The organism is Candidatus Microthrix subdominans, assembly GCA_016719385.1.
Lineage (GTDB): Bacteria > Actinomycetota > Acidimicrobiia > Acidimicrobiales > Microtrichaceae > Microthrix > Microthrix subdominans.
The window spans coordinates 733,168-756,851 of the sequence record JADJZA010000001.1 but is presented as its reverse complement, the minus strand read 5'-3'; the positions used below and the strand labels follow the sequence as shown (position 1 = coordinate 756,851).

The 23,684-nt window shown below is 69.8% G+C and carries 25 protein-coding genes; 10 read left to right on the top strand and 15 right to left on the bottom strand.

What is annotated here, in order from left to right; genetic code table 11:
- Positions 1-82 precede the first annotated feature (82 nt).
- Positions 83-931, bottom strand: a complete 849-nt coding sequence (locus tag IPN02_03605; protein ID MBK9295960.1) for a glycerophosphodiester phosphodiesterase — start codon at positions 929-931, stop codon at positions 83-85.
- Positions 932-1,176: 245 nt separating this feature from the next.
- Here IPN02_03605 and IPN02_03600 point away from each other — a divergent pair, with 245 nt between their 5' ends.
- Positions 1,177-1,467 (top strand): WhiB family transcriptional regulator, encoded by a 291-nt coding sequence (locus IPN02_03600; GenBank protein ID MBK9295959.1) that lies wholly within the window; start codon positions 1,177-1,179, stop codon positions 1,465-1,467.
- On the opposite strand, the gene IPN02_03595 is transcribed toward IPN02_03600, so the two are convergent.
- From IPN02_03595 to IPN02_03580, 4 genes are read right to left on the bottom strand one after another with little or no spacing between them, the layout of a single operon-like run.
- A complete protein-coding gene (locus tag IPN02_03595; protein MBK9295958.1) occupies positions 1,464-2,996 on the bottom strand; it encodes a histidine kinase N-terminal domain-containing protein in 1,533 nt (510 codons plus the stop codon). The genes IPN02_03600 and IPN02_03595 overlap by 4 nt on opposite strands.
- 5 nt (positions 2,997-3,001) lie before the next feature.
- Positions 3,002-4,177 (bottom strand): ArsA family ATPase, encoded by a 1,176-nt coding sequence (locus IPN02_03590; protein MBK9295957.1) that lies wholly within the window; start codon positions 4,175-4,177, stop codon positions 3,002-3,004.
- Positions 4,177-5,151 (bottom strand): ArsA family ATPase, encoded by a 975-nt coding sequence (locus IPN02_03585; GenBank protein ID MBK9295956.1) that lies wholly within the window; start codon positions 5,149-5,151, stop codon positions 4,177-4,179. Before IPN02_03585 ends, IPN02_03590 begins: the two co-directional genes overlap by 1 nt.
- A 13-nt stretch (positions 5,152-5,164) precedes the next feature.
- Positions 5,165-5,395, bottom strand: coding sequence for a DUF3107 domain-containing protein (locus IPN02_03580; GenBank protein MBK9295955.1), 231 nt, complete (start codon positions 5,393-5,395; stop codon positions 5,165-5,167).
- A gap of 129 nt (positions 5,396-5,524) precedes the next feature.
- Between IPN02_03580 and IPN02_03575 the strand changes: the two genes are divergently transcribed.
- The 3 genes from IPN02_03575 (at position 5,525) to IPN02_03565 (ending at position 7,331) form a co-directional block, all read left to right on the top strand.
- Positions 5,525-6,631: a D-cysteine desulfhydrase family protein gene (locus tag IPN02_03575; protein ID MBK9295954.1), complete on the top strand. Its 1,107-nt coding sequence runs from the start codon at positions 5,525-5,527 to the stop codon at positions 6,629-6,631.
- A 98-nt stretch (positions 6,632-6,729) separates the two neighbouring features.
- Positions 6,730-7,023, top strand: coding sequence for a CopG family transcriptional regulator (locus IPN02_03570; protein MBK9295953.1), 294 nt, complete (start codon positions 6,730-6,732; stop codon positions 7,021-7,023).
- Entirely contained in the window at positions 7,020-7,331 is a 312-nt protein-coding gene (locus tag IPN02_03565) for a type II toxin-antitoxin system PemK/MazF family toxin (GenBank protein ID MBK9295952.1), read from the top strand. Before IPN02_03570 ends, IPN02_03565 begins: the two co-directional genes overlap by 4 nt.
- 38 nt (positions 7,332-7,369) lie before the next feature.
- Here IPN02_03565 and IPN02_03560 read toward each other — a convergent pair whose 3' ends face one another.
- Entirely contained in the window at positions 7,370-8,524 is a 1,155-nt protein-coding gene (locus IPN02_03560) for an Mrp/NBP35 family ATP-binding protein (protein MBK9295951.1), read from the bottom strand.
- A gap of 140 nt (positions 8,525-8,664) precedes the next feature.
- Here IPN02_03560 and IPN02_03555 point away from each other — a divergent pair, with 140 nt between their 5' ends.
- A complete protein-coding gene (locus tag IPN02_03555) occupies positions 8,665-9,801 on the top strand; it encodes an aminotransferase class V-fold PLP-dependent enzyme (GenBank protein MBK9295950.1) in 1,137 nt (378 codons plus the stop codon).
- A 148-nt stretch (positions 9,802-9,949) separates the two neighbouring features.
- Here the strand turns inward: IPN02_03555 and IPN02_03550 are convergent, their stop codons facing one another.
- The 3 genes from IPN02_03550 to IPN02_03540 all read right to left on the bottom strand — a co-directional run bounded on the left by IPN02_03550 (position 9,950) and on the right by IPN02_03540 (position 12,996).
- The gene (locus tag IPN02_03550; GenBank protein ID MBK9295949.1) at positions 9,950-10,807 is read right to left on the bottom strand and encodes a thioesterase family protein; all 858 of its coding nucleotides are present in this window, start codon (positions 10,805-10,807) and stop codon (positions 9,950-9,952) included.
- Between the two features lie 198 nt (positions 10,808-11,005).
- Positions 11,006-11,914, bottom strand: coding sequence for a CoA ester lyase (locus IPN02_03545; protein ID MBK9295948.1), 909 nt, complete (start codon positions 11,912-11,914; stop codon positions 11,006-11,008).
- Entirely contained in the window at positions 11,914-12,996 is a 1,083-nt protein-coding gene (locus IPN02_03540) for a CoA ester lyase (protein MBK9295947.1), read from the bottom strand. The genes IPN02_03545 and IPN02_03540 overlap by 1 nt, the downstream gene beginning before the upstream one ends.
- Before the next feature lie 322 nt (positions 12,997-13,318).
- Here IPN02_03540 and IPN02_03535 point away from each other — a divergent pair, with 322 nt between their 5' ends.
- The 3 genes from IPN02_03535 (at position 13,319) to IPN02_03525 (ending at position 15,536) form a co-directional block, all read left to right on the top strand.
- Positions 13,319-13,972, top strand: coding sequence for a class I SAM-dependent methyltransferase (locus IPN02_03535; GenBank protein MBK9295946.1), 654 nt, complete (start codon positions 13,319-13,321; stop codon positions 13,970-13,972).
- Positions 13,973-14,070: 98 nt separating this feature from the next.
- Complete coding sequence (locus IPN02_03530) at positions 14,071-14,499, top strand: SCP2 sterol-binding domain-containing protein (GenBank protein MBK9295945.1); 429 nt, start codon at positions 14,071-14,073, stop codon at positions 14,497-14,499.
- 71 nt (positions 14,500-14,570) lie between these two features.
- Complete coding sequence (locus tag IPN02_03525; protein ID MBK9295944.1) at positions 14,571-15,536, top strand: glycosyltransferase family 2 protein; 966 nt, start codon at positions 14,571-14,573, stop codon at positions 15,534-15,536.
- Between the two features lie 36 nt (positions 15,537-15,572).
- On the opposite strand, the gene IPN02_03520 is transcribed toward IPN02_03525, so the two are convergent.
- Positions 15,573-16,523 carry a PASTA domain-containing protein gene (locus IPN02_03520; GenBank protein ID MBK9295943.1) on the bottom strand — a complete coding sequence of 317 codons (951 nt, stop codon included), beginning with the start codon at positions 16,521-16,523 and terminating at the stop codon, positions 15,573-15,575.
- A 62-nt stretch (positions 16,524-16,585) separates the two neighbouring features.
- Entirely contained in the window at positions 16,586-17,935 is a 1,350-nt protein-coding gene (locus IPN02_03515; GenBank protein ID MBK9295942.1) for a protein kinase, read from the bottom strand.
- 64 nt (positions 17,936-17,999) lie between these two features.
- Between IPN02_03515 and IPN02_03510 the strand changes: the two genes are divergently transcribed.
- Positions 18,000-18,449 (top strand): hypothetical protein, encoded by a 450-nt coding sequence (locus IPN02_03510; protein ID MBK9295941.1) that lies wholly within the window; start codon positions 18,000-18,002, stop codon positions 18,447-18,449.
- Between the two features lie 36 nt (positions 18,450-18,485).
- Here IPN02_03510 and ligA read toward each other — a convergent pair whose 3' ends face one another.
- Entirely contained in the window at positions 18,486-20,594 is a 2,109-nt protein-coding gene (gene ligA, locus IPN02_03505; protein MBK9295940.1) for an NAD-dependent DNA ligase LigA, read from the bottom strand.
- Positions 20,555-21,265: a hypothetical protein gene (locus tag IPN02_03500; GenBank protein MBK9295939.1), complete on the bottom strand. Its 711-nt coding sequence runs from the start codon at positions 21,263-21,265 to the stop codon at positions 20,555-20,557. Before IPN02_03500 ends, ligA begins: the two co-directional genes overlap by 40 nt.
- A 126-nt stretch (positions 21,266-21,391) precedes the next feature.
- On the opposite strand from IPN02_03500, the gene IPN02_03495 reads away from it, so the two are divergent.
- Positions 21,392-22,357, top strand: a complete 966-nt coding sequence (locus tag IPN02_03495) for a hypothetical protein (protein ID MBK9295938.1) — start codon at positions 21,392-21,394, stop codon at positions 22,355-22,357.
- Here the strand turns inward: IPN02_03495 and IPN02_03490 are convergent.
- Positions 22,354-22,989, bottom strand: coding sequence for an RDD family protein (locus IPN02_03490; GenBank protein ID MBK9295937.1), 636 nt, complete (start codon positions 22,987-22,989; stop codon positions 22,354-22,356). The two genes, IPN02_03495 and IPN02_03490, sit on opposite strands and share 4 nt — an antisense overlap.
- Positions 22,986-23,681, bottom strand: a complete 696-nt coding sequence (locus IPN02_03485; protein ID MBK9295936.1) for a hypothetical protein — start codon at positions 23,679-23,681, stop codon at positions 22,986-22,988. The genes IPN02_03490 and IPN02_03485 overlap by 4 nt, the downstream gene beginning before the upstream one ends.
- Between the last annotated feature and the right edge of the window lie 3 nt (positions 23,682-23,684).

The following is a 23,684-nucleotide window of genomic DNA, read 5'->3' as shown; positions in this document are numbered from 1 at the left end:
CTTCCCTGGCAGGTCGACGGCGACTACCTGGGCGAGGTGGGCGGGCTGGAGCTCAGCGGCCGCCGCGACGCGCTGTCGCTGGTCACCCCGGGGCCCCAGCGTCCCCGCCGTCCAGAACCCGGTCGACGAAGCCGGCGGCGGCGAGGTGTGCCCGCATGGCTCCGGGGTGGTCGGTGATCAGCGCGCCGACGCCCAGGTGGGCAAGGTTCACCGCATGGTCGAAGTCGTTCACCGTCCAGGTCCACACCTCCAGGCCCCGATCGGCAGCGGCTGCGATCAGTGACTCGTCGACCTCGGGGTACCACGGGTTGTATGAGGTGCAGCCCAGCGAGGAGGCCACATCGAGGGCCAGATCCGGACGGGGCACGCCCATCGTGAGGTAGGCGGTCGGGTGGCCGACGCCCATCTGGGTCAACAGGACGAGGATGTCGAGGTCGAATGACGACAGCACGAAGCGCTGGGTCGCCGGCCGCCGGGCCAGGTCGTCGAGCACCAGCTCGATCGTGGCGATGCGCCGGGCGAGCTGCTCGGACGCTTCGTCGGACTTCACCTCAACGTTGACGACGCCGGGCGCCACCTCCAGGGCCGCCGGCAGCGACTCCAGCGGGGCCAGCTTGCGAAGGGCGGCAGCGCTGGTGCGGTCGATGCGGGTGCCGTCGCCGAGCTCACGGTCGTGCGACAGCACCAGCTGTTGATCGGCGGTGAGGCGGACGTCCAATTCGACGCCGTCGGCGCCCTGTTCGCCGGCTTCGATGAAGGCCGCCAGCGTGTTCTCCACCCGATCACCCGATGCGCCGCGATGGCCGAGTATCAGCGGCATGATCGGCCCGGTCGGCTGGGGCCCCGGCGACGGCGCCTCCACAGGGTTTGGCCTCGCGGCGGTCGGCTCTGCGAGGGTGGGGACACTGGTCGAGCGATCGGGTTTGGTCACGGTCGCTACGCTTGCACAACTCGGCGCGACCCGACCCACACACCACACGGGTGACCGAAGTCACATTTCACTTTGTGAAACTTTTCCTTTACAGCTCTGCCACTTCTGGATAGGTTGCTGAGCGCCCACTCAGTACATCCCCTCGTGGCTGCGCCAAACCCCCGGCGCTGCCAGCGAAACATTGTGCTGTCGACTTGCCAAGCGCGCACCTTGTGCGCGCACCCGTGCATACCCGGAGGACAAACATGGCCCTGACGCTCAAGCCCGGCAGCTTCACCGACACCGACAACTGGCGTTCGACCGCTGCGTGTCGCGACACCGACCCCGATCTGTTCTTCCCGATCGGAACCACCGGGCCGGCCATCGAGCAGATCGACAGCGCCAAGGTTGTGTGCGACGCCTGTGACTCCAAGGTGCAGTGCCTTGAGTTCGCGCTGGCCACCAACCAGGACTCGGGCATCTGGGGCGGAACCTCCGAGGACGAGCGCCGCAAGCTTCGCCGCCAGTGGGTCGCCGCCCGCCGGCGCGCCAGCTAGCCACCCCGAGGTGCATCACCGGTAGCTCCTGGGTGGGGTCGTCCCCACTCGGAGCACCCAGGTCCGGCACCTCGACGACGACCACGGCCCTCGTGCCCGGTTCGTCGGCCTCCGCTCCCCCACCCCACGCCTGACGCCGGGGACCGATCTCGATCGTGCCGCCGAGTTCCTCGGTGACGAGCGACGACACGATCGACAGCCCCAGACCGCCGCTGCTCGGATCGATGCTCCCGTCGACGCCGACCCCGTTGTCGACCACCTTCATGTGCAGCTCGGCTCCGCTTCGATCGAGCGTCACCCACACCCCTCGCCTGGGCTTGGCCCTCCTCCCCCAGGTTGGGGAAGGCGTGGTCGAGCGCGTTCTGGATCAGCTCGTTGACGATGATGGCCAGCGGCGTCGCCACGTCGGACGGTGCTCGCCCAGCGGTGCCGGCCAGCCGTATTTTCACGTGGGCGCCGGTGACCTGATCCATATTGCGAACGATCGCCGCCACGATCTCGCGCAGGTCGACGTCGTCGCGGTGTTCCCGACTGAGCAGCTCGTAGACGACCGAGATCGCCTGGATCCGCTGCACCGACTCCTGCACGGCGCGGATCGCCTCCGGTTGGGAGATGCGCCGGCCCTGCAAGCGGAGCAGCGAGGAGATCGTCTGCAGGTTGTTCTTCACCCGATGGTGGATCTCGCGGATCGTGGCGTCCTTGCTGAGCAGCAACAGGTCGAGCTGGCGGATCTCGGAGACGTCACGCAAAAACACGACCGCCCCGGTCACCTCGGCGCGCACCAACAGCGGCAAGACCTCGAGATCGATGACCACCGGACCGACAGCCACCTCCTCCGAAGTCGGGCGCTTGGTACGAAACGCCAGACGGGTGGCCAGCTGATCGAGCCCCGCCTCGGCCAAATGGGTGGAGCGCATCTGGCCCTCCACCCCGGCACGGTTGAGCGCCGAAGTGGCGTTGGGCGAGGCGAACTCCACCCGTCCGTCGCCGTCGAGCAGGATCAGGCCGTCCCCGACCCGTGGCGGCTCGCGCGGCACCCGGTCCTCGGGGCCCGGTGGATAGGGAAAAGAGCCCGCGGTGATCATCCGGGCCAAGCGACCGAAGATCGCCTGGTAGACGCGCTCCAGTTCCCCCGGTTGGCGACGGGGCGGAGGCGCCTGCTCGCTGGACATCACGGCGACCACCTCGCCGCGCCAGGTCACCGGGGTGGCCTGAACCGCCACCCAATCTTCGAGTTCCTCGACGAACAGGTCGCCGCGCTCGATCCGACCCGTTCGCCAGGCCCGATCGACCAACGGCCGCTCCGCAGCGCTGGCCCACACCCCCACCAGGTCGGACTCGTAGATCGTCTGGCCGGTGGTCGGCCGCACCTGGGACCGAACGAGATAGCCCTTGCCGGCCCGGACGTACAACAACAGGTCGGCGAAGGACAGGTCGGACAACACCCCCCACACAACCGCCAGGCGACGCAAATGATCCTCGACCGGATCGCTGGGCACCCGCGCTTGGTCGCCCGGGGCCTCGGGCACCTCGCTTAGGCGGGGTTCTCGTCCCACAGTCGTTTCCCGAGCCGCACCAGGCCGGCGATGTCGGTGATGTCCTCGGTGAAGTAGGGCACAGAGGCGACCGTGCCGGCGCCGACGGCCAACCGATCGCGCTCCTCCGCCTCGCGCCCGGCAACCAGCTGGAACCGGAGGAAGTTCTCCCCCAACTCCGGCAGCATGCGCCCGAGCAGCGCTTGCCGGTCCTGCTCCAGGCCCAGCGCCTCGCCCAGCGGCTCGGCTCGCTCGGCACCGTGCTCGACCAGGTCGTGGGCGGTCACGGTCGAGGCCTGGTCGGTCAGGGTCGACGGCAGCGTCTTGTTGAGCACCAGCGCCCCGACGTCGTAGTTGCGTTTGTTCAGCTCGGCGAGAAAGTACTTGGCCTCCCGTGCCGGAGAAACCTCGAGCGTCGAGACGACGATGAAGCTGGTGTCGTCGGAGGCGAGCAGTCGGCTGACCGCCTCCGACCGCTCGACGAACCCGTCGTACATCGTCTGAAACAGGATGAAGAACTCGGCGATGTCCTGCAGAAACTGGCTGCCGAGGATGCGGTCCGCAACCGTGTAGAACGGCTTGGAGGCAAGGGTGAGCACCCGCGACCGGCTCGGCGCGATCAACCAGCGCAGCAGCCGGCTGGAGAAGAAGTCGGCCATGCGCTGGGGGGCATCGAGAAAGTCGAGCGCGTTGCGGGTCGGTGGGGTGTCGACGACGATCAGGTCGTAGCGCCCCGAGGAGTGGATCTCGTAGAGCCGCTCCATCGCCACATAGTCGTGGCTCTGCACGAACCGCGAGCTGATGTTGGCGTACAGGGGGTTGGCCAGGATGGCGTCGCGGGTCTGAGCGTCGGGGGCATGCCGTCGCACCAGGTCGTCCCAGCTCTCCTTGGTGTCGAGCATCGCCGCCCACAGCTCGCCGGTCGGACGGACGCCGGCCCCCTGAAACGCCTCGTCGGGCACCCGGCTTTCGACGTTGCCGAACTGTTCCAGGCCCATCGCATTGGCCAGACGGCGTGCAGGGTCGACGGTGATGACCAGCACCTTCAGCCCCAGGGTGGCGGCCGCCATCGTCGCCACCGCTGCGGCGGTCGTCGTCTTGCCGACGCCACCGGACCCCGCCGAGATCAGGATCTCCCGACCCGACGCCAGGTTGCGAATGCTCGAGCCGGCCATCAGACGAGCTCGTCTTCGAGAAGGCCGGCGATGGCGTGGGTCGCCCGGGTGCCGTGGGTGCGGATGAACAACATCGGCAGGTTGAGCAACGGCACGCCTTCGGGCAGCCCGGCCCGTAGGCGCTTGAGGTGCGGCACGCGCGAGCGTCGCAACCCCACCGCCAGCTCGGCGGCCTCGACCACTCCGTCGAGCCCCGCCAGCGTGGTGGCGCCGGACCCCGATGCCACCTTGGGTTGAGCAACCGGCTGATCGGCGCCGCGCACGGCTGTGGCCAGCTCGTCGAAGAGCTCCTGCTCGGCCCGGCCGAACAGCTCGGGCAGCACCCGATTGGCCACGACGGCCGCCAGGTCGATTTCGGTCTCGGTGCCGAGCCGCCCGACCAGCTCCAGGGTTTCGTTCACCGGCATCTCCTCGGGGGTGGCCACGACGACCACCCCGGTCGTAGCGGGGTCCTTGAGCAGGTCGATCATCCACGCCGTCTGGGCCTGCACCACGCCCACGCTGATCAGCTCGCCGAGGGCGACCGGCGAGGCCAGCTGTCCGACGACGTGACCGGAGGCCGACGCGTCGACGACGACCAGGTCGTAGTTGCGCTCGCGCACCTCGTAGGCGATCTTGCCGACCGTGAGGATCTCCTTCACCCCCGGAGCGGCGGTGGCGACAAAGTCGAACATCTTCGCCACCGGTCCCAGCCGGGCGAGCAACGGCAGCTTCAGCTGCAACTTGAGGTACTCCCGCAGCGACTCCTCGGTGTTCATCGCCATGGCGTACAGGTTGGGCTGCACCTCGGTCGGTGCGAACTCCAGGGGGCCAACCCCGTAGAAGTCGGCCAGGTTGCCTTTGGCGTCAACCTCGCACACGAGGGTGCGTTTGCCCTGGCGCGCCCCGAGCAGCGCCAGGGCCGAGGCGACCGACGTTTTGCCTACCCCGCCCTTGCCGGTGACGAACAACAGCCTGCGATCGAGCAGTGGGATGTCCACCGGGTGATTAGCTCGAGAACCCGATCGAGCGGCCGCCCGTGTCGCGGCCCATCTCGAGGTAGGCGATCTTGGCCACCGGCACGGCGACCTCTCGGCCCGAGGTATCGGTCAGCCACAGCACGCCGTCGCCGGCGGCGACCGCTTCGTCGATCCGCTCGTGGATCTCGTCGCGCAGGTTGTCGTCGACGGTGAGGTCCAGCTCGCGTGGGGCCTGGGTCACTCCGATACGAATGTCCACTGAATACTCCTGAAGGTCGTCCGAGGCAGGCAGTGCCGCCGACGGCTCATGCTACGTGGCGTCGCCGTCGGGGCCGATTCGTCACCGGGGAGCTGACCCGAGGGAGCGCGTGCCTGCGAAGATGGAGCGATGTCGACCGACCCCACCAGCACCGAGCCCCCCGCCAACGAGCCCGGCACCACCGACCGGACCTCCACCGACGCCGATGAACGGACCGCAGCGCAGGTGATCGACGACGCCCGGGCCCAACTGGCGACCCACCCCCGCGAACACCTGGCCACGCTGCCCACCCCGCTCGAGCCGTGCGAGCGGCTGAGCGAGGCGCTCGGCGGACCGGAGATCTGGATCAAACGCGACGACTGCACCGGCCTGGCGATGGGCGGCAACAAGGTGCGCAAGCTGGAGTTCCTCATGGGCCAGGCGCGGGCCGCCGGAGCAGCGCGAGTGGGCACGTTCGGGGCGCTTCAGTCCAACCACGCCCGTCAGACCGCCGCCGCCGCCAACGCCCTGGGGCTGGGGTGCGACCTGATCCTCAGCGAGATGGTGCCCCGCGTCGACGGCGACTACCAGACCAACGGCAACCAGACGCTTTTTCGCATCCTGGGCACCCCGGTCCACCGGGTGAGCGACGATCAGGACACCGCCGACGCAATCAGCTCGGTCGAGGAGGCAGCGGCGGAGGCGGGCGAGATCGTCAGCTGGATCCCCACCGGCGGGTCCTCACCGGTCGGTGCGCTGGGCTACGTCAACGCCGCAATCGAACTGGTCGAGCAGGCGGTCGAATCCGAGATCGGGTTCCACCGCATCGTCAGCGCCACCTCGACCGCCGGCACCTACGCCGGGCTGCTCGCCGGCATGGACCTGCTGGGGGCCGGAACCGCGGTGACCGGCTTCGACACCTACGAGGGCGCCGCCCGCTCCCGGGCCGCCGCCCGCACGCTGCTCGATGCGCTGGGGCCGATGCTCGACCGCGAGCCGGTGCCCGAGGGCACGGTCGACATCCTCGACGGCTACTGCGGCGACGGCTACGGCATCCCGACCGCCGAGGCCACCGAGGCCATCGAGTTGTTCGCCCGCACCGAAGGCATCCTCCTCGACCCCGTCTACAGCGGCAAGGCTGCCGCCGGGCTGATCGACGTCGTTCGGCGGGGCCTGATCGGCGACGACGAGCGGGTGCTGTTCCTCCACACCGGCGGAGCCCCTGGCCTCTTCGCCTACTCGGGCGAGTTCGCCTAGGCGGCGGCGCCCTGAGGGCTTGGTCGACCGTCCACGGCCGCCCTGAACTCTCCTGCCGGGCCCTTCCACCCGGCCGGCAGTAGGGCTATCATTGGGCTATGTCTCGGACGCAGACGATGGTCCAGCTCAACGACGATCTCGTCGAACGCCTCGACGTCGAGGCCAAAAGGGCCGGCCAATCCCGCTCGGCGTTCATCCGCCAGGTTCTCTCAGAGCGCCTGGCCGAGCTGGATACCAATGCCAAGATCGAGCAGTGGGTTGAGGGTTACCGCCGCATCCCGCCCGGCACCGTCGACGAGTGGGGCGACCTGGAGGCGGAGGCCGACGATGCTGGTCGTCGAATGGCCCGGGATCTCGACGAGGAAGAACGGCGGGCCGGCTTTTCATGGTGAGACGTGGCGAGGTCTGGTGGTTCGAGCCTCCACGAGAGCGGCCTCGCCCTTACCTGATCCTCACCCGCAGCCAGGCCACGCAGGTACTCACGCGTCTTGTCGCCGTGCCCTGCACCGGAACCATCCGAGCGATCCCCACCGAGGTACGGCTGGGCCCGGACGATGGCATGCCCCAGGAGTGTGTCGCCACGCTCGACAACCTGAGACTGGTTGAGCGGGGCTACCTGACCCAGCGAATTACCGCACTGTCGAGCGATGCCATGGCCCAGGTGTGCCAGGCCCTGTCGTTCGCAACCGGGTGCGACTGACGCCCGGCCGTCCAGGGCACCATTCGCCACCAGGCGGTCTAGAGAATTTTGAGCTCCGGGTGGGTACGTCGGGTGGGGGCCAACTCGGTGTCCACACGAGCCGCCAGGCTCTCGAACACCTTCGACGCCTCGGAATCGGGGTCGACCGCCATGATCGGCCGGCCGTGGTCGCCGCCCTCTCGAAGCTTCGACACCAACGGGATCTGGGCGAGCAGTGGCACCTCAAGCCGATCGGCCAGTTCCTGGCCACCTCCGGCACCGAAGAGCTCGTAGCGCTTGTTGTCGTCGCCGGTGAACCAGGACATGTTCTCGATCACGCCCTTCACCTCGAGGTTGACCTTGTGGCTCATGAACGCGCTGCGCTGGGCGACCCGCTGGGCCGCCTGGTTGGGCGTGGTCACCACAAAGACCTCGGCCCGGGGGAGGAACTGGGCCAACGACAGCGAGATGTCACCGGTGCCCGGCGGCAGGTCGACGAGCAGGTAGTCGGGCTCGTCCCAGTACACGTCGGTCAGGAACTGCTCCAGCGCCTTGTGCAGCATCGGGCCGCGCCAGATGACCGCCTGGTCTTCTTGGGCGAAGAAGCCCATCGAGATGCACGACACGCCGTTGGCCACCGGGGGCACGATCATCGAGTCGATCACCGTAGGTGGCTGCTCGATGCCCAGCATGCGTGGGATCGAGAAGCCCCACACGTCGGCGTCGAGAATCCCCACCTTCTTACCCATGTTGGCCAGTGCGATCCCCAGGTTGGTCGTCACCGAGCTCTTGCCGACGCCGCCCTTACCCGAGGCGATCAGCAGCACGCGGGTGCGGTTGCCCGGCTGAGCGAAGGAGATCGCACGGCCCTCGGCGTGGCCGTGGCCCTGCTGGCTGCCTGCGGTCGCCGCCGGATCGCCCTGCAGCTGCTCTCGCAGCGCCGCCCGTTCGCCGTCGGTCATCGAGGTGAACTCAAGCTTCAGCTCATCCACGCCGGCCAGCGAGGTGACCGCCTCGGACACGCGTCGCTGAATCTCGGCCTTCAGCGGGCAGCCGGGGATGGTCAAGGCGATCAGTACCGAGACAACCGGCAGCTCGATCTGGATGTCGCGAACCATGTTGAGGTCGACGATCGAACGGTGCAGCTCGGGATCCTCCACGGGCCGCAGTGCCTCGATGACGTCGTCGCGGGTAATGGGAGATGCTGGAGCCATAGGGGCCAGTCTCCCCTTCCTGGGCGCGATCCGCCAGCAGGGCCGCAGCCGCCCGCGTCCGACGACGCGCCGTCCGGTCGACGAGCCGCTCCTAGACTGCGATCCACCATGGCAAATGTGACCGATCCCACGATGGCCACGTGAGCGCCCCTCGGGCCTACCTTGACGGAGCGTCGACCCAGCCACTTCGCCCCGAGGCCCGTGCCGAGCTGATCGAGGCGTGGGCCGAACCCGCGGGCGACCCGGGGCGTATGCACACCGAAGGCATGGAGGCCCGGGCCCGGCTGGAGTGGGCCCGGGAGCGGGTGGCGACGGCGGTCGGGGCCCGCAGCCGGTCGGTCGTGTTCACCTCGGGCGGCTCTGAAGCGATCGCCGCAGCCGCCTACGGCGCCACCGAGCGGGGCCCACACTCGGTGGCCGCCGCGGTCGAGCACTCGGCAGTGCGCTCCTGGGCCGAGCGGGGCCCGGTCACCTGGGTGGACGTCGACCGGTCGGGTCGCGTCGATACCGAAGGGCTGCTCGACGGGGTGAACGCATCCACATCGGCTGAGCCCACCGGCCTGGTGCACCTGCAGTGGGCCAACCACGAGGTGGGTACGCGCCAACGGGTCGCCGAGGTGGTCGCATCCTGCCGCGAACGGGATGTGCTGTGCCACATTGACGCATGCGGGGCGTTGGGACACGACCCGATCGCCTTCGACGACCTGGGCGCAGACCTGATGTCGGTCTCCGCCCACAAGCTGGGCGGACCGCCCGGCATCGGCGCCCTGCTCGTGCGTCGCGGACTGCGTCTCGACCCGCTGATCGTCGGTGGCGACCAGGAACGGGCGCGGCGGGCAGGCATGGAGGCGGTCGGTCCGGCCTGCGGGTTTGCTGCCGCTCTCGAGGCCGCAACGGCCGACCTGGACGACAGCGCCCGCTTCGCCCGCACCCAGACCGACCGGGTCATCGCCTGGGCCGAGGGCACCGAGGGGGTCAGGGTGCTCGGCGATCCGGTCGACCGGCTGGATCACCTGGTGTGCCTGGGGTTCGACGACGTCGAACCCCAGCCGTTGCTGATCGGCCTCGACCAGGCCGGCGTGGCGGTGCACTCCGGCTCATCCTGCGCCACCGAGGGCCTGGAGCCCTCACCGGTGCTCGCCGCCATGGGCGTGGACGACCAGCGTTCGATGCGGGTCTCGCTCAGCTGGTCGACCACCGTCGCCGACGTCAGCGCGTTTCTCGACGCCGCGCCCGAGGTGCTCGGCTCGCTGCGCTCCCTGCGCGCAGGCACCTAACGTCGATCGAGGTGCCGGCCGCGAACTCCGACGTGTCGGGCGGGCAGCAGGGCGGTCAGCGGGCTGATGACCACCGACCTCAGCGAGGAGTCCGCTCAAGCCGCGAGCATCGGCGCCCGGTGGTGGCCCTGCCGGCGCAGACGGCGACCTACAACCCGGACGGAACGGTGCCGGTCGGGCGGGGCACCAGTGCCAGCTGACGACCCTGGGCGACCAGGTGACCTTCGGAGTCCCAGATCTCGCCGTCCTCCTCCAGCAGGCCGTCGGTGACGAAGCGGGTGGTGAACGCGCAGGCGAGCCATCCCGGGGCCGGACGACGCCGGACGTGCACGGTCAGCTCGAGGGTCGGCGTCCATCCAACCGGAAGATCGAGGTTGAAGATCGTCGGGGGAAAGGCGTCGATCGCACAGGTCAACGCGATGGCGTCCATCGGCTCGCCGTTGCGCAGGCGGAACCATCCCCGAATTCGTGCCTCACCGGTCGGCTCCCCGCGGAAGAACCCGATGTCCTCGGGGTGGAGGCGCTGCTCGACCCGGGTGGCGAACGATGGCGGCTGCTGGATCGCCACGGCGGCCGCTGCCTCGGCCCGGTCGGGGTCGCCCGCGCAGTCTTCCGGCGGCGGCAGGTCGGGCGGCCCGCCGTCCACCCAGCTGGCGACCTCGATGTTCCCGGGCCCACCGCCCGGCTCGCCGAAGGTGCCCAGCGCCGTCAGCACCGGACGCCCCGCAGCGGACAGCGTGGCCGTCGCTGTGGCGAAGCGCCGTCCCTCCCGGATCACGGTCGTGTCGATGTCGAGCCGACCGGGCTGGCCGGGCGACAGGTAGTGGGCGGTCAGGCTCACCGGCGCGGGTCGGCCGGTCGCCGCCACCAGCGCCCGGGCGGCGATGGCGAGCAGATACCCGCCGTTGGCGTTGCCGCCGATGTCCCACCCCTCGGCGATCTCGGCCCGATACCGGCCCGGACGCTCGCCTGGTTCAACCGCGGTGGCTCGCTCGAATTCGCCCATGGTCGGCCACGCTAGAAGACGGTCTCGACGCGACGCTCCGACGGTGGGCCATCCTCGACGCGAACTCTGCTGCTATCGCGCGCTCTACGACGTTTTAGCGGCAGAGTTCGCCAACGGCGGCGCTCAGCCCGGCTCGTCTCGACCAACACGCAAGGTTCACCCCTCGCGGGATGGTCGGAGAGCGAGCGGCCGAGTTCGCTACCCGCCGGCGGCGGCGATGGCGTCGGCCATCGCCAGCACGCGCTGGGCGTTCTCCACGTGCAGGTTCTCGATCATCCGACCGTTGACCGTCGCCACGCCACGACCCTCGCGCTCGGCGGCCTCGAACGCCTCGATGATCTCCCGCGATGCGGCGATCTCGTCGTCATCGGGGGCGAACGCGGCATTGGCGGCTTCGAGCTGCCCCGGATGGATCAGTGTCTTGCCGTCGAAGCCCATCGCTGCACCCTGGCGACACTCGGCGGCAAACCCCTCCAGGTCGCGCACATCGTTGTACACGCCGTCGAGGATGACCTTGCCGGTGGCCCGGGCGGCGAGCAGGCACAGGCCCAACCCGGTCAGCAGTGGCTGGCGACCGGGCACGTGCTCGGCGTGCAACTCCTTGGCCAGGTCGTTGGTGCCCATCACCAGGACGGTCAGGCGCTCGGATGCCGCAGCGATGTTGGCGCAGTCCAGCATCGCCTGGGGCGTCTCGACCATCGCCCAGATCTTGGTGTGATCGGGCGCGCCACCCGAGACAAGGCCGGCCTCGATCGTCGCGACGTCGGCGGGCGAGTTCACCTTGGGCACCACGACGGCGGCGGGGCCCGCCCCTGCCGCTGCCGCCAGGTCGTCGGCGTGCCAGGCGGTGTCCAGCCCGTTGACCCGGATGGTCAGCTCACGACCGCCGTAGGCGCCGGAGGTGACCGCATCGACCACCCGGTCGCGGGCCTCTGCCTTGGCGTCGGGAGCCACCGCGTCCTCGAGGTCGAGGATCAGCGAGTCGGCGGCCAGGCCCTGGGCCTTCTCGAGCGCCCGGGCATTGGCGCCGGGCATGTACAGCACCGACCGGCGCGGGCGCAGGGCTGCCGATGACGAACCGGCCTGTGACGAACCTGCCTCGCCCATCAGTTCGACCCCCCGCCCATGACGGCATCGGTCGCCGCCTGGTAGCTGGCGGCCAGCTCCGGGTCGTTGGCGCTGAGCGCCTCTGCCAGCTCGACGACCACCTTGCACTGCTTGACGGTGGCGTCGTCCTGCATCTTGCCGTCGATCATCACTGCACCGGTGCCGTCACCCATCTGGTGGATGACGTTGCGGGCCCAGGCCACCTCGGAGGGCTCGGGCGAGAACACCTTCTTGGCGATATCGATCTGCACCGGGTGCAGCGACCACGAGCCGACGCAGCCCATCAGATAGGCGTTGCGGAACTGGTCCTCGCAGGCGACCGTGTCGCGGATGTCGCCGAACGGCCCCCAGTACGGGAAGATGCCATAAGTGGCGCAGGCATCGACCATGCGGGCCATCGTGTAGTGCCACAGGTCCTGCTGGTAGCTGGGACGGGGCGCCTCGGCATCGTCGGGGTCGGGGTCGGCGCGCACGACGTAGCCCGGGTGCCCACCCCCGACGCGGGTGGTCTTCATGCGCCGGTCGGCCGCCAGGTCGGCGGGGCCCAACGACAGCCCCTGCATGCGGGGGCTGGCACCGCAGATCTCCTCGACGTTGGCCACGCCTCGAGCGGTCTCGAGCAGGGCGTGCACCAGGATCGGCCGGTCCAAGCCGGCCTGGGCCTCGAGCTGAGCGAGCAGGCGGTCGATGTAGTGGATGTCCTCGGCGCCCTCCACTTTGGGCACCATGATCACGTCGAGCTTGTGCCCGATTGCGGGCACCAGGCGGGTGAGGTCGTCGAGGCACCACGGCGAGTCGAGGCTGTTGATGCGGGTCCACAGCTGCGTGTCACCAAAGTCGGTGGCCAGCGCGATCTCGACCAGCCCCTCGCGGGCAGCCTCCTTCTTGTCCGCCGAGATCGCATCCTCGAGGTTGCCCAGCAACACGTCGGCCTTCTTCGCCAGCTCCGGCACCTTGGCCGCCATCTTCGCGTTGGATGGGTCGAAGAAGTGGATCATTCGAGACGGGCGGGCGGGCACCTCTCGGATCGGCGTCGGCGCGCCGAGGGCGAGCGGACGGAAGAAATCCTTGGGGGGTTGCATCGAAACCTCCGGGTCGTCGAGTCACTGACCATACCGGCACGGCCGGGTGACCTGGAAGCCGCTTGCGGCGCTCGACGCGGCGACCCCGGAAGGAGCCGGCCGCCCCGAAATGTGCCGTGCGTTGTCTGCCCGCGACCGATCGCATGTGGGTTTTCACTGTTTCCGCCTTGTCTCCGCGGGTACTCAGCCCCACGGAGACGACAGAGTGGAACGGCCGGTGAGCCCGAGCGAACCGCCGAGGACAACAGAACGATGAGCGGACTATGACGATGCAGCCGAGTAGGGGGGACGGGACCGAAGCCACCCGTCGGGGGGCGATGTTGTGCCCTTCGAATCGAGCGGGAAACGAGCGGGCAGGTTCGGTCGTTTGAGCACCGCCACCTTGACAACCAGCACCGGCCAGCGGGTAGCCCTCAATGCGCAGCGCTGGTGGGACGACTGCTCGGCCGTCGATGAGAAGCTGCTGTCGCTGGCGGTCGGCCCCGTTCTCGACGTTGGGTGCGGGCCGGGCCGCCTGGTCGCCCTGCTCGCCCAACGGGGCATTGAGGCGGTAGGCATCGACGTGGCCCCCGGAGCGGTCGAGTCCACACGCCATCGTGGCGGCGACGCCCTGGTGCGATCGGTTTTCGAGCCCCTGCCCAACGAGGGTGGATGGCACACCGCCCTGCTCTTCGATGGAAACGTGGGCATCGGCGGGGATCCGGAGCAGCTCTTCGACCGCCTTGGCAGCGTGCTCGCACCCGGCGGGACGATCGTGGCCGAGCTCGAGGGCCCCGGCAGTCGGCGCCGGAAGGACCTGGTGCGCCTCGAAGGCCAGGCCGGCACGAGTGGCTGGTTTCCCTGGGCCTGGCTCGGCGTCGACGACGTCGAGGCCGCCGCCGCAACCGCTGGGCTGGTCACCACCTCCCACCATGCGATCGAGGACCGCCATTTCGTCATGCTCTCGATGCCGGCGGCGCCGAGGATTCTTCGCTGAGTGCCGGGCCTTTCGGGCGCTCGGTGTGGAGTCTGGACTGATACGATCAGCGCCCGCCGAGACCGGCTGCCCGCCGGTGCAACCGAGGGAGATCCCACGTGGACAAGCACAAGTTCCTGACACCCGAGTGGGTGGCTGCGGCCACCGCACTTCGCGACGAGATGGACGACGAAGTTCCCCCTCCCGCTCATTCGGTGCGCATGAACCAGATCGTCAACGAGGTTCCCGTCGAGGTTGCCGAGGGCGACGTCCTCGCCTACATGGACACCTCCGAGGGCGAGATGAAGATGGGTCTGGGGCAGTTGGACGATCCCGACCTGACCGTCACGCTCGACTACGCCACCGCCAAGGCCATCCTCGTCGACGGCAACCCGCAGGCGGGCATGCAGGCCTTCATGGCCGGCAAGATCAAGGTGCAGGGCGACATGACCAAGCTGATGGCGATGCAGGCCGGTCCGATCGACCCGTCGGCCCAGAAGCTGGCCGAGGCGATCTCGGCCATGACCGAAGAGATCGAGGACGCCTGAGCACTGCGGGCGACGCCGACAACACCGGCGGTATCGACAACGACGGTGACACCGGGCGGTGGGACCATCGGGTGGCGTTCGTGTTGGCGGTCCGCAACGAGGAGGCGGACCTGGCTGCCACCGTCGCGTCCATCCGCGCCCAGCGTCACGGTTCCGGGTCGTTGGCGATCGCTGTGGCGCCCTCCGACGACGACACCTTGGCCGTCGCCCGCCAACTCGCCGCCGACGATGCCGGGATCACCGTGGTCGACAACCCCCGCAGTTGGGTCAGCCACGGGTTGAATCGGGCGATCGCCGCCACGTCGGCCGAGTTCGTCGTCCGGGTTGACGGCCACTGCACGTTGCCGCCCGACTACACCTCGCTGGCGGTCGAAGCGCTCGACCGCACCGGGGCGGATGTCGTTGGTGGCGTCCAGTCGGCCACGGGTGCCCCTGGAACCCAACAGGCGGTGGCGATGGCGATGTCATCCCGGCTGGGCGTCGGCAACTCACGCTTTCACTACGGCGGATCGGCGGGGCCGTCGGACACGGTGTACCTCGGGGTGTTTCGCCGCAGCGCGCTCGACCGGGTGGGTGGTTTCGACGAGACGCTGCTGCGCAATCAGGACTACGAGCTGAACTGGCGCATCCGCGACAGCGGCGGCGAGGTGTGGTTCGAACCGGCGATGGTCGTCACCTACCGGCCCCGCCCGTCGCTGCGGGCGCTGGCGTCCCAGTACCGCCAGTACGGCACGTGGAAGCGGGTAATGCTCAAGCGCCATCCCCGCTCGCTCCGGGCCCGTCAGTTGGTCGCGCCGGTCATGGTCGTCGGCGTGACCGGCACCGCAGCGGTGGCGGCCTGGACCGAGGATCCGCGGTGGTTGCTGCCGGCGGTCACCTATGCGGCGGCGGTGACGGTCGGTGGTCTCGCCGCCGGTCGCAGCGCTCCGACCGTCAGCCGCATCCGGGTGCCGGCTGCACTGGCGGTCATGCACTGGGCGTGGGGGCTGGGGTTCCTGTTCGGACGACCGGTGCCGCCCCCCGTCGCCGAGGACTGACATCCGGAGGAGCGTCCCGCAGAAGCCGGCCGGGTCCTATGCGGTCACCAGCCGGACGGCGGTGCCCTGGGAGACCTCGGTGCCGGCGGCCGGGATGGTTCGAAGCACCGGGTTGCCCGGAGGGCCCTGAATACCCAGAACGTTCAAGCCGGCCGCTCGCAGGTCGGCATCGGCCTGCAGTGTCGACTTGCCGGCGACGTCGGGCACGATCGCCTTGTCACGCGGCGAGGACACCCGCACCTTGACCTCGGACTCGAACTCGACCTCGGTCCCGGAGGCCGGTTCCACCGAGACGACATAACCGAGCTGCACGGACGGATCCTGAACCCGCTCGACCACCGGCTTCAGCGAGACCTTCTCGAGTGCCTGAGCCACGTCCAGCGCGTTCTTGCCCGCCAGGTCGGCCGGAACCTTGCGGGGTCGCGCGCCATCGGAGATCACCAGGTTGACCTTTGAGCCCTTCGGGACCTTGCCATCCTCGCCGGGTGCGTCATAGGACAAAATGATGCCACCGCGCGTCTCGGCGTCGTATTGGTTCGTGACCGTTCCCAGCTTCATCCCGGAAAAGGTGATGATCGCTTCGGCCTCGGCACGGTCGAGCCCATCGAGGTCGGGCAGGTTCACCAGGGTCTGGCCGATCGACACGGTGATGTCGAGGGACTCCCCCGCCTCCAGCCTGGTGCCTTCGTCCGGTGATTGGGTGAGGATCTCGTCGACTTCGGTTCCGTCGCGCCGCACCTCGGTGACGTTGAGCCGCCACCGCTGCTCGGTCGCCTCCTGGCGAGCCTCCTGCTCGGTGGCTCCCACCAGGTTGGGTACGGTGCCGGCCTCCGCCAGCACCAGCCGTTGCACGCCGACAAAGAGGACCAGCACGATCGCCATCGCAGCCAGCAGGCCGAACACCCAGGTGCGACGGCTGGCCACCTGTTCGGCGGTGGGGGCGTCGGGGTTTGGGACGTCGCCCTCCGCCCCCTGGTCAGCGGGCATGGTGAGATGCCAACGGACGAGCAGACGGTTCAACGCCGCGCCCGCACCGGCCTGTGCGGTCTTCAAGCGCTCGGCGGCCGTTGGCCCGTCCTTCGGCCGTCGCCAGGATCGGGCCGGAGGCTCGGCGGTGTCGGTCCCACCGGCGGCGATCCCGGTTCCACCGGCAGCTGAGCCGCTTGCGCCCGGCGCTGCGCTCGCTCCAACTTCGGTGGGGTCGGAGCGGGTGGGACCCGCAGCGCGGCCAGTCGGCGGCAGGCCGGCGGACCCGGTCGGGTCGCGGGGGGCGGTCGTCGAGGAGCCCGGCGAGCCGGCGGGCCTGGTCGGGTCGCGGGGGGCGGTCGTCGAGGAGCCCGGCGAGCCGACGGGCCGGGTCGGGTTCCGGGGGCGGTCGTCGAGGAGCCCGGCGAGCCGACGGGCCGGGTCGACGGTTCGGCCTGCCGGGCGGTGGCTGGCTGCCCGCCGGCGCTGCGTTCCGACCGTGACGCCGGTCCGGGCACACCGGCGGGGGCCACGGCCGGTGCGCGACTGCGCACGATCAACCGCATCGCTTCCAACTCGTCGCTGTAGGCCGCCGGGTCCACATGCGGGAGGTCGACCCGGCTGCCGCCAAGCTGGTCGATCAGCGCCATCAGGCCCACGTCGAGCTGAGCCGCTGGCACCCGCCGGTTGGGGTCGGCCCGCCCTGCGGCTCCGATCGCCCGGCCGATCCGGCCCCAGTCCTGACCGACCCTCACATCGCGATCGTGGCGCATGCCCAGCGTGGCGTTGACGTCTGCGGCCAGCATCGGGATGTCCCCGCAGAGCGTCTCGATCATGATCAGGCCGAGCGCATAGACGTCGAGCGGGGCGCCGGCGCTCCCGCCGCCCACCTCGGGGGCCAGGTAACGGAAATCGGAGAACTGATGCCCCGAGTGATGGGCCAGGATCCAGGCGAGGCCGGCGTCGCCCACCACCACCCTGCCGTCGGCGGAGACGAGCAGGTTGGACGGGTGGAGGCGCCGGTGCACCAGGTTGCGCTGACTCAGAAATGCCAGCGCCCGCGAGGCGTCCACCGCCATCGCCGCCGTCTGTCCGGCCGACAGGCCCCCGCCAGGCCGCAAGACCGACCGCAACGGCCCCGCCATCAGCTCGGTCACCACGAACAGTTCCCGCTCCTCACCCCAGGCGATCACCCGCAACACGTTGGGGTGATCCATGGCAGAGGCCGCCCGCAGCACGTGGCGGAACCGACGCATGAAACCCACGTCGCTGGTGAGCGAGCTGGCGAGCAGCTTGATCGCCACCTCGTCGCCGGTGACGAGATCGAGCGCGGCGAAGACCAGGGTGGAACGGCCCCGCCCGAGATACCGGTCGAGCCGGAACTGGCCAGCGATCTCGCGACCTATGAGAGCTTCCGGCCGTCGTGGCGCCATCGGGGGCGATGCTACCGGTCTGGGCGAGGGCGGGAGGTAAGCGCCCCGTGGGAGACTGGTCGACATGCGGCCCTATGCCCCCAAGATCGCCATCCTCGCCATCATCGTGGCGCTCGTGGCGCTGATCGTCGTCGCCAACTCGGCGACGACCGGTTCGAGCGCCGCCAGCCAAAGCCTTCCCGACGAGGTCGACCGCCTCATCCCGGTGAGCGACGGCACGATCCTGCGTCAGGAGACGATCGGCATCGACGTGGCCGACGGCTACACGGCCAGCCTGACCGTCAACGGCGTGGCGATCACCAACCCGATCCAGTACCGCGAGGGCACCGAGGAACTCGTGCAGGACGGCCTGGTGATCAATGCCGAGACCGGCCTGTACACCTATACGCCTCGTGAAGACGGCCTGGTCGAGCGCTTCGAGACCGGTAAGAACTGCGTCGATGCCAACGTCTGGAAGTCCGACGCCGAGCCGACCAGCGGGCGTACGGTCAGCTGGTGCTTCTCAGCGGCTTAAGCGTCCAGCTGGTCCAGCGATCAGCCGCTGAAGTGATCACTCGGGAAGCGTCCCGGTCGCCAGCAGGGCGACGAACCCGGCCTCATCGAGGATGGGCACCCCCAGCTCCTGGGCCTTGGTCAGCTTGGACGCCCCCGGCTCGTCGCCGACGACCACCGCTGTCGTCTTCTTCGACACCGAACCGGGGGACTTGCCGCCCCGCTCCTTGATCGCCGCGGCCGCCCCGTCCCTCGTGAAGCCTGACAGCGTGCCGGTGACGACGACCGATGCGCCGTCGAGGGTCTGCTCGATCGACGGCCCGCCGGTGCCCTCGAAGTTCAGGCCGGCCGCCCGCAGACGCTCGACCAGGTTGACGTTGTCCTCCATGGCAAGAAACTGGGCTACCGACGCGGCGATGATCGGCCCGATTCCGTCGAGGGCGCCGAGCTGCTCGACGTCGGCGGACATGATGGCGTCCAGGTCATCGAAGTGGCGGGCCAGCACCTCGGCGCCGGCCGGCCCGAGGTGAAAGATGTTGAGCCCGACCAAGAGCCGCTCCAAGGGGCGGGTCTTCGAGGCCTCGATCGAGGCGGCCAGGTTGTCGACCGAGCGCTGCTGATACCCGTCGAGCTGGGCGATCGCCTTGTAGTCGAGCGAGTAGATGTCGGCGACGTCGGCGAGCAGGTCGAGATCGAGGAAGCGCTGGAGCTGGCGTTCGCCCAGCCCGTCGATGTCGAGCGCACCGCGCGACGCGAAGTGGGCGAGGCGGGCCAGGCGCTGAAAGGGGCATTCGGCGGTGACGCAGCGGTGCTTGGCCTCGCCTTCGGGGCGCACCAGGGTGCTGCCGAGCGGACAGGGGCAGCGGGTGGGGAACACCCAGGGCTCGGTGCCATCCGGGCGGTCGGCCAACACGGGAGCGACCACCTCGGGGATGACGTCGCCCGCCTTGCGGACGATCACCGTGTCGCCGGGCCGCACATCCTTGGCCGCCACCTGGTCCTGGTTGTGCAGGGTGGCCATGCCCACCGTCGAACCGGCGATGACGACCGGCTCGAGCACGGCGAAGGGCGTGGCGGCACCGGTGCGACCGATCGACACCTGGATGTCGGTGAGACGGGTGGTGCGCTCCTCCGGGGGCAGCTTGTAGGCGATCGCCCACCGGGGCGCCTTGGAGGTGGCGCCCAACGCCTGCTGGGCGGCCAGCTCGTCGATCTTGACGACGACGCCGTCGATCTCGTAGTCGAGATCGTGGCGGTGGGCGACCCAGTGCTCGATGTAGTCAAGGACGTCGTCGAGATCGTCGAAGGTCGAGGTGTTGGGGTTGACCGGGAACCCCATCGATCCCAGCCAATCGAGCACCGCCGCGTGGCCCGGCGGGCGCTCCGCCCCCACCAGCTCACCCAGCTGGTAGCACCAGAAGTTCAGGTGCCGGCTGCGGGTGATCGTGGCGTCCTTCTGGCGCAGCGACCCGGCGGCGGTGTTGCGCGGGTTGGCGTAGCGAGGCTGGCCCGCCGCATCGCGTGCCTCGTTGAGGCGCTCGAACACCGGTACCGGCAGGTAGACCTCGCCGCGCACCTCCAGCACCTCGGGGGCGCCGTCGCCCAGCTCGTGGGGGATCTCCGGGATCGTCGCCACGTTGGCGGTGACGTCCTCACCCACCCGCCCGTCGCCGCGGGTGGCCGCCCGCACGAACCGACCGCCCTCGTAGCGCAGTGACATCGCAAGGCCGTCGATCTTCAGCTCGCAGCTGTACTGGATCGGAGCGTCAGACCCCTCGGGCGGGTAGCCGGCCGCGTCGAGGCGGCGCCGGGCACGTTCGGCCCAGCCGCGCAGCTCGTCCGCCGACATGGCGTTGTCGATGCTCATCATCGGCACCGCATGGGTCACCGCTGCGAAGGTCGCGCTCGCAGCGGCGGCACCCACGTTCCGGGTGGGGCTGTCGGCGGCGGCCAGCTCCGGATGGGCTGCCTCGAGCCCGCTCAGCTCGCGCATCGCCTCGTCGAAATCGGCATCGGCCACCGTGGGCTCACCCGCGTAGTACTCGGCATTCCAGCGGTCGAGCTGCCGGCGCAGCTCGTCGACCCGTTCGGGTACTCGCTCGGGATCGACCGCTGCCCCGCCGACGCTCACGACCCGCCCTTCGAATCGCCGGTCCCCTTGGACGATCCGATCAGACGGGAGACCTGAAGTGGGACGCAGTCGACGTCCTGGTGACCGCTCAGCGCGTCGCCCAGCGCATAGATCGGCGCGCTGGAACCCGGCCCGGACAGGGACACGTTGTCGCTCGCCTCGGCCGCGGTCACGTCCTCGTCGCCGTCGACGAAGGCCACGAGCACCTGATGGGTGCCGGCGCGGCCCCCCTTCCCGAGGGTCATCGATCCGGCCACGGTCACCCGTCCGCTGTCGACGTCGACATCGCACTGGTCGATGTCGATCACGTAGTCCTCCTCGGGCACGACCACGGTCGCCTCGCGCACCTCCGCCTCTTCGGAACGATTGACCGCTGCCTCGAAATTGCCCGAGAGGTTGCGACCGAACCCGAAGGCCCAGACCGCAGCACCCACCACGAACCCCACCGCCACCACCGCGAGCACGATCAGGCGGCGGCGGCGCTGCGCCGGGGGCAACTCGCTTTGCTGCCAGGGGGCATCGTCGATCGGGTCCCCGTCGGCCGTGGAGACGCCGGCGTTGCCGCGACCCGTCGGCCGAATGTCCAGGTCCGCCTCTGGGGGAAGGCTTGGCGGATCGGCGAACTCGGACTCGGACGTGTCGACCACCTCCGGGGCAGCGTCGGCGTCGGCGTCGAACTCGGGGGTGTCGTCGCGATGGTTGGTCACGTGTCGGGTCGTCCTGGAAGGTGGGTGGCGATGAAGCGGGCGGGTAACCGTCTGGTCGGGCTCTTTGGGCGGCCGACTTCGACGCTAGCGGCCCCGGTGGGACAATCTGGGGCGATGGATGCCCCCGTGCCACTCTGGATCGTGCGACTGGCGTGGCTCGTCCTGCCGTTTCTGGCCTGGGCGGGGATCGGGGCGGCCCTCGACGGGGCCTCAAGCGGCGCTTCGATCGTCGTCGCCGCCATCGCCTGGGCGGTCTGGGCGGTCGTCCTCGTCGCCACTGCCATGGTGCGCCCCGTGGCTCTCGTCGTCCTGCGACTCCTCGTGCCGCTGGCCCCGGCAGCGACGGCGACGGCGCTGCTGCTCGCTGCCGGGGAAGGCTCCCTGGCCGCCGGTGACGGCGACACCATCACCGCCCTGCTCGGCTTTGCGGCCGGCGTGGTGGCCGCAGTGGCGGTCATGTTGCCCTCGACGGGCGACTACTTCCTCAACGGCGACAGCTACGGCGACGAGCAGCGCTTCGGCCTGCGGTGCCCCGGCGCGCTGGTGGTGACGCTGGGCCCGCTGTGGCTACTGGGCGTTGCTCTGCCCGCCGCAGGCATCGCCTGGTTGGCCGGAGCGCAGTGGGCCATGGGCGCGGCGGCGCTGATCGTCGGCGGCCTGGCCGGCGTCTGGCTGTGGGCGGTCGCCGGCCGCTTGGCGCAACGCTTCGTCGTCTTCGTGCCTGCCGGGCTCACCGTGGTCGATCCGCTGTCGCTGGCCGAGCCCGTCCTGTTCGCCCGCAACCGCACGCTGTCGATCGGGCCGGCGTTCGTCGATCCGGACCCGTCGGACGCCGACGTCGAGGGCGAGCGGGTCGATCTCAGTGGGGCGGCGCTCGGGCTGGCGATCGAGCTGCGCACCGATGGCCCAACCGAGGTCGTCACCCTCAGCCGGCCCTCCGAGCGGGATACGTCTGACGGCGGCGGGCTGGCCGACCGGATGAAGGCGGCCCGGATGGGCGTATCCCGGCAGGCCGCATCGGTGCTGTTCACACCGTCGCGACCGGCCGAGTTTCTGTTGCAGACCCGCCGGGCGAACTCGGCACGGGCCTAGCTCGGCGTCGAAACCGCTTTCCCCGCCTCGTGGCCTGCCGGGCCGCGGGCCAGGAACCTCAGCCGGGCGGCGCGGGCGTCCCAGTCGTAGACGACCGCCGACCCGGCCAGCATGTCGTGCAGGGCCCGACGGCGCCGGTCGACCAGCGCCCAGATGTACCCCAGCCCCAGCGTGACGAAGCCGAGCGGCAAGATGGCCGCCCGCAGAATCGACCTTCCGGGCGACAGCTCGGAACCGTCGGTAGCGACCACCCGGATGCCGACGAAGGCCATGCCCAGCGTCCTGCCGCTCACCGCCCACGGGTAGGCGAAGTACACCAGCCACCACACGATGTACCCGATCGTCGCCACGAGTGGCGGCACCTTGAGGCTGGAGGTCGGCCCGTCGATCGCCCGAGTGGCGGTGTCGAGCAGCGCCAGCGTCAGGGCGAACATGCCGTTGACCACGCCCTGATCCAACGCAAAGGCCAGCAGGCGGGTGACCGGTCCCGAGTAGTGGCCCTGCAGGCTGACGGCGGCGTCCTGCAGTTCCGACTCGCTCATCACCGTCGGTCCCGACAGACCGTGCCGGGCCCCCCTCCTCACCGGGTCGGGTGTCCCGGGCCGGGCGATCGTGGCGTCGTCGGCGCTCATCGGTGATGCCGTCCGGCCTCATCGGCGACCAACCGGGGAGGCCCGAGGGGCAGCGACGCCGGATCGCGTCGCAGCAGGCGACTGACCCACCGCTCGACGAAGCCGTCGAGGCCGACGCCCTGGGCTCGTCCCACGTCCAGGGCCCGGGAGGCGACACCGCTGGTCGACTTGGCGATGACGGCGCCCAGCTCGGTGTTCTGCACCAGCGAGTCGACGTCGATGCGGCCGATCATGGTGTTGATGTCCACCTCGGCCAGCAGTGCGTCGATGTCCACCCGCGCCATCAACCCGTCGATGTTCACCCGCTCCATCAGCGCATCGATGTCGACCCGGGTCATGATCGCGTCGATGTTCACCCGCGACACGACAGCGTCCACATCGACCCGAGCGACCACAGCATCGACGTCCACCCGGGCCACCACTGCGTCGACGTCAACCTGAGCCACCACCTGGTCGACATCAACCCGGGCGATCAAGGCGTCGACGTCGACCTTCTCCATCAGGGCATTGATATCGATGCGATCGATCAGCGCGCCGATATCGACCCGAGCCAGCACCCGGTCGAGGTCGAGGCGGTCCAGCAGCTCGTTCAGATCGATACCCGACAGGATCTCGTTGAGATCGAGGGCCCCGGTGACCCGAGAGGTCACCCGGCCGAACAGCCCACCGCCGGATTGGTGTTCGTCGGCCACGCC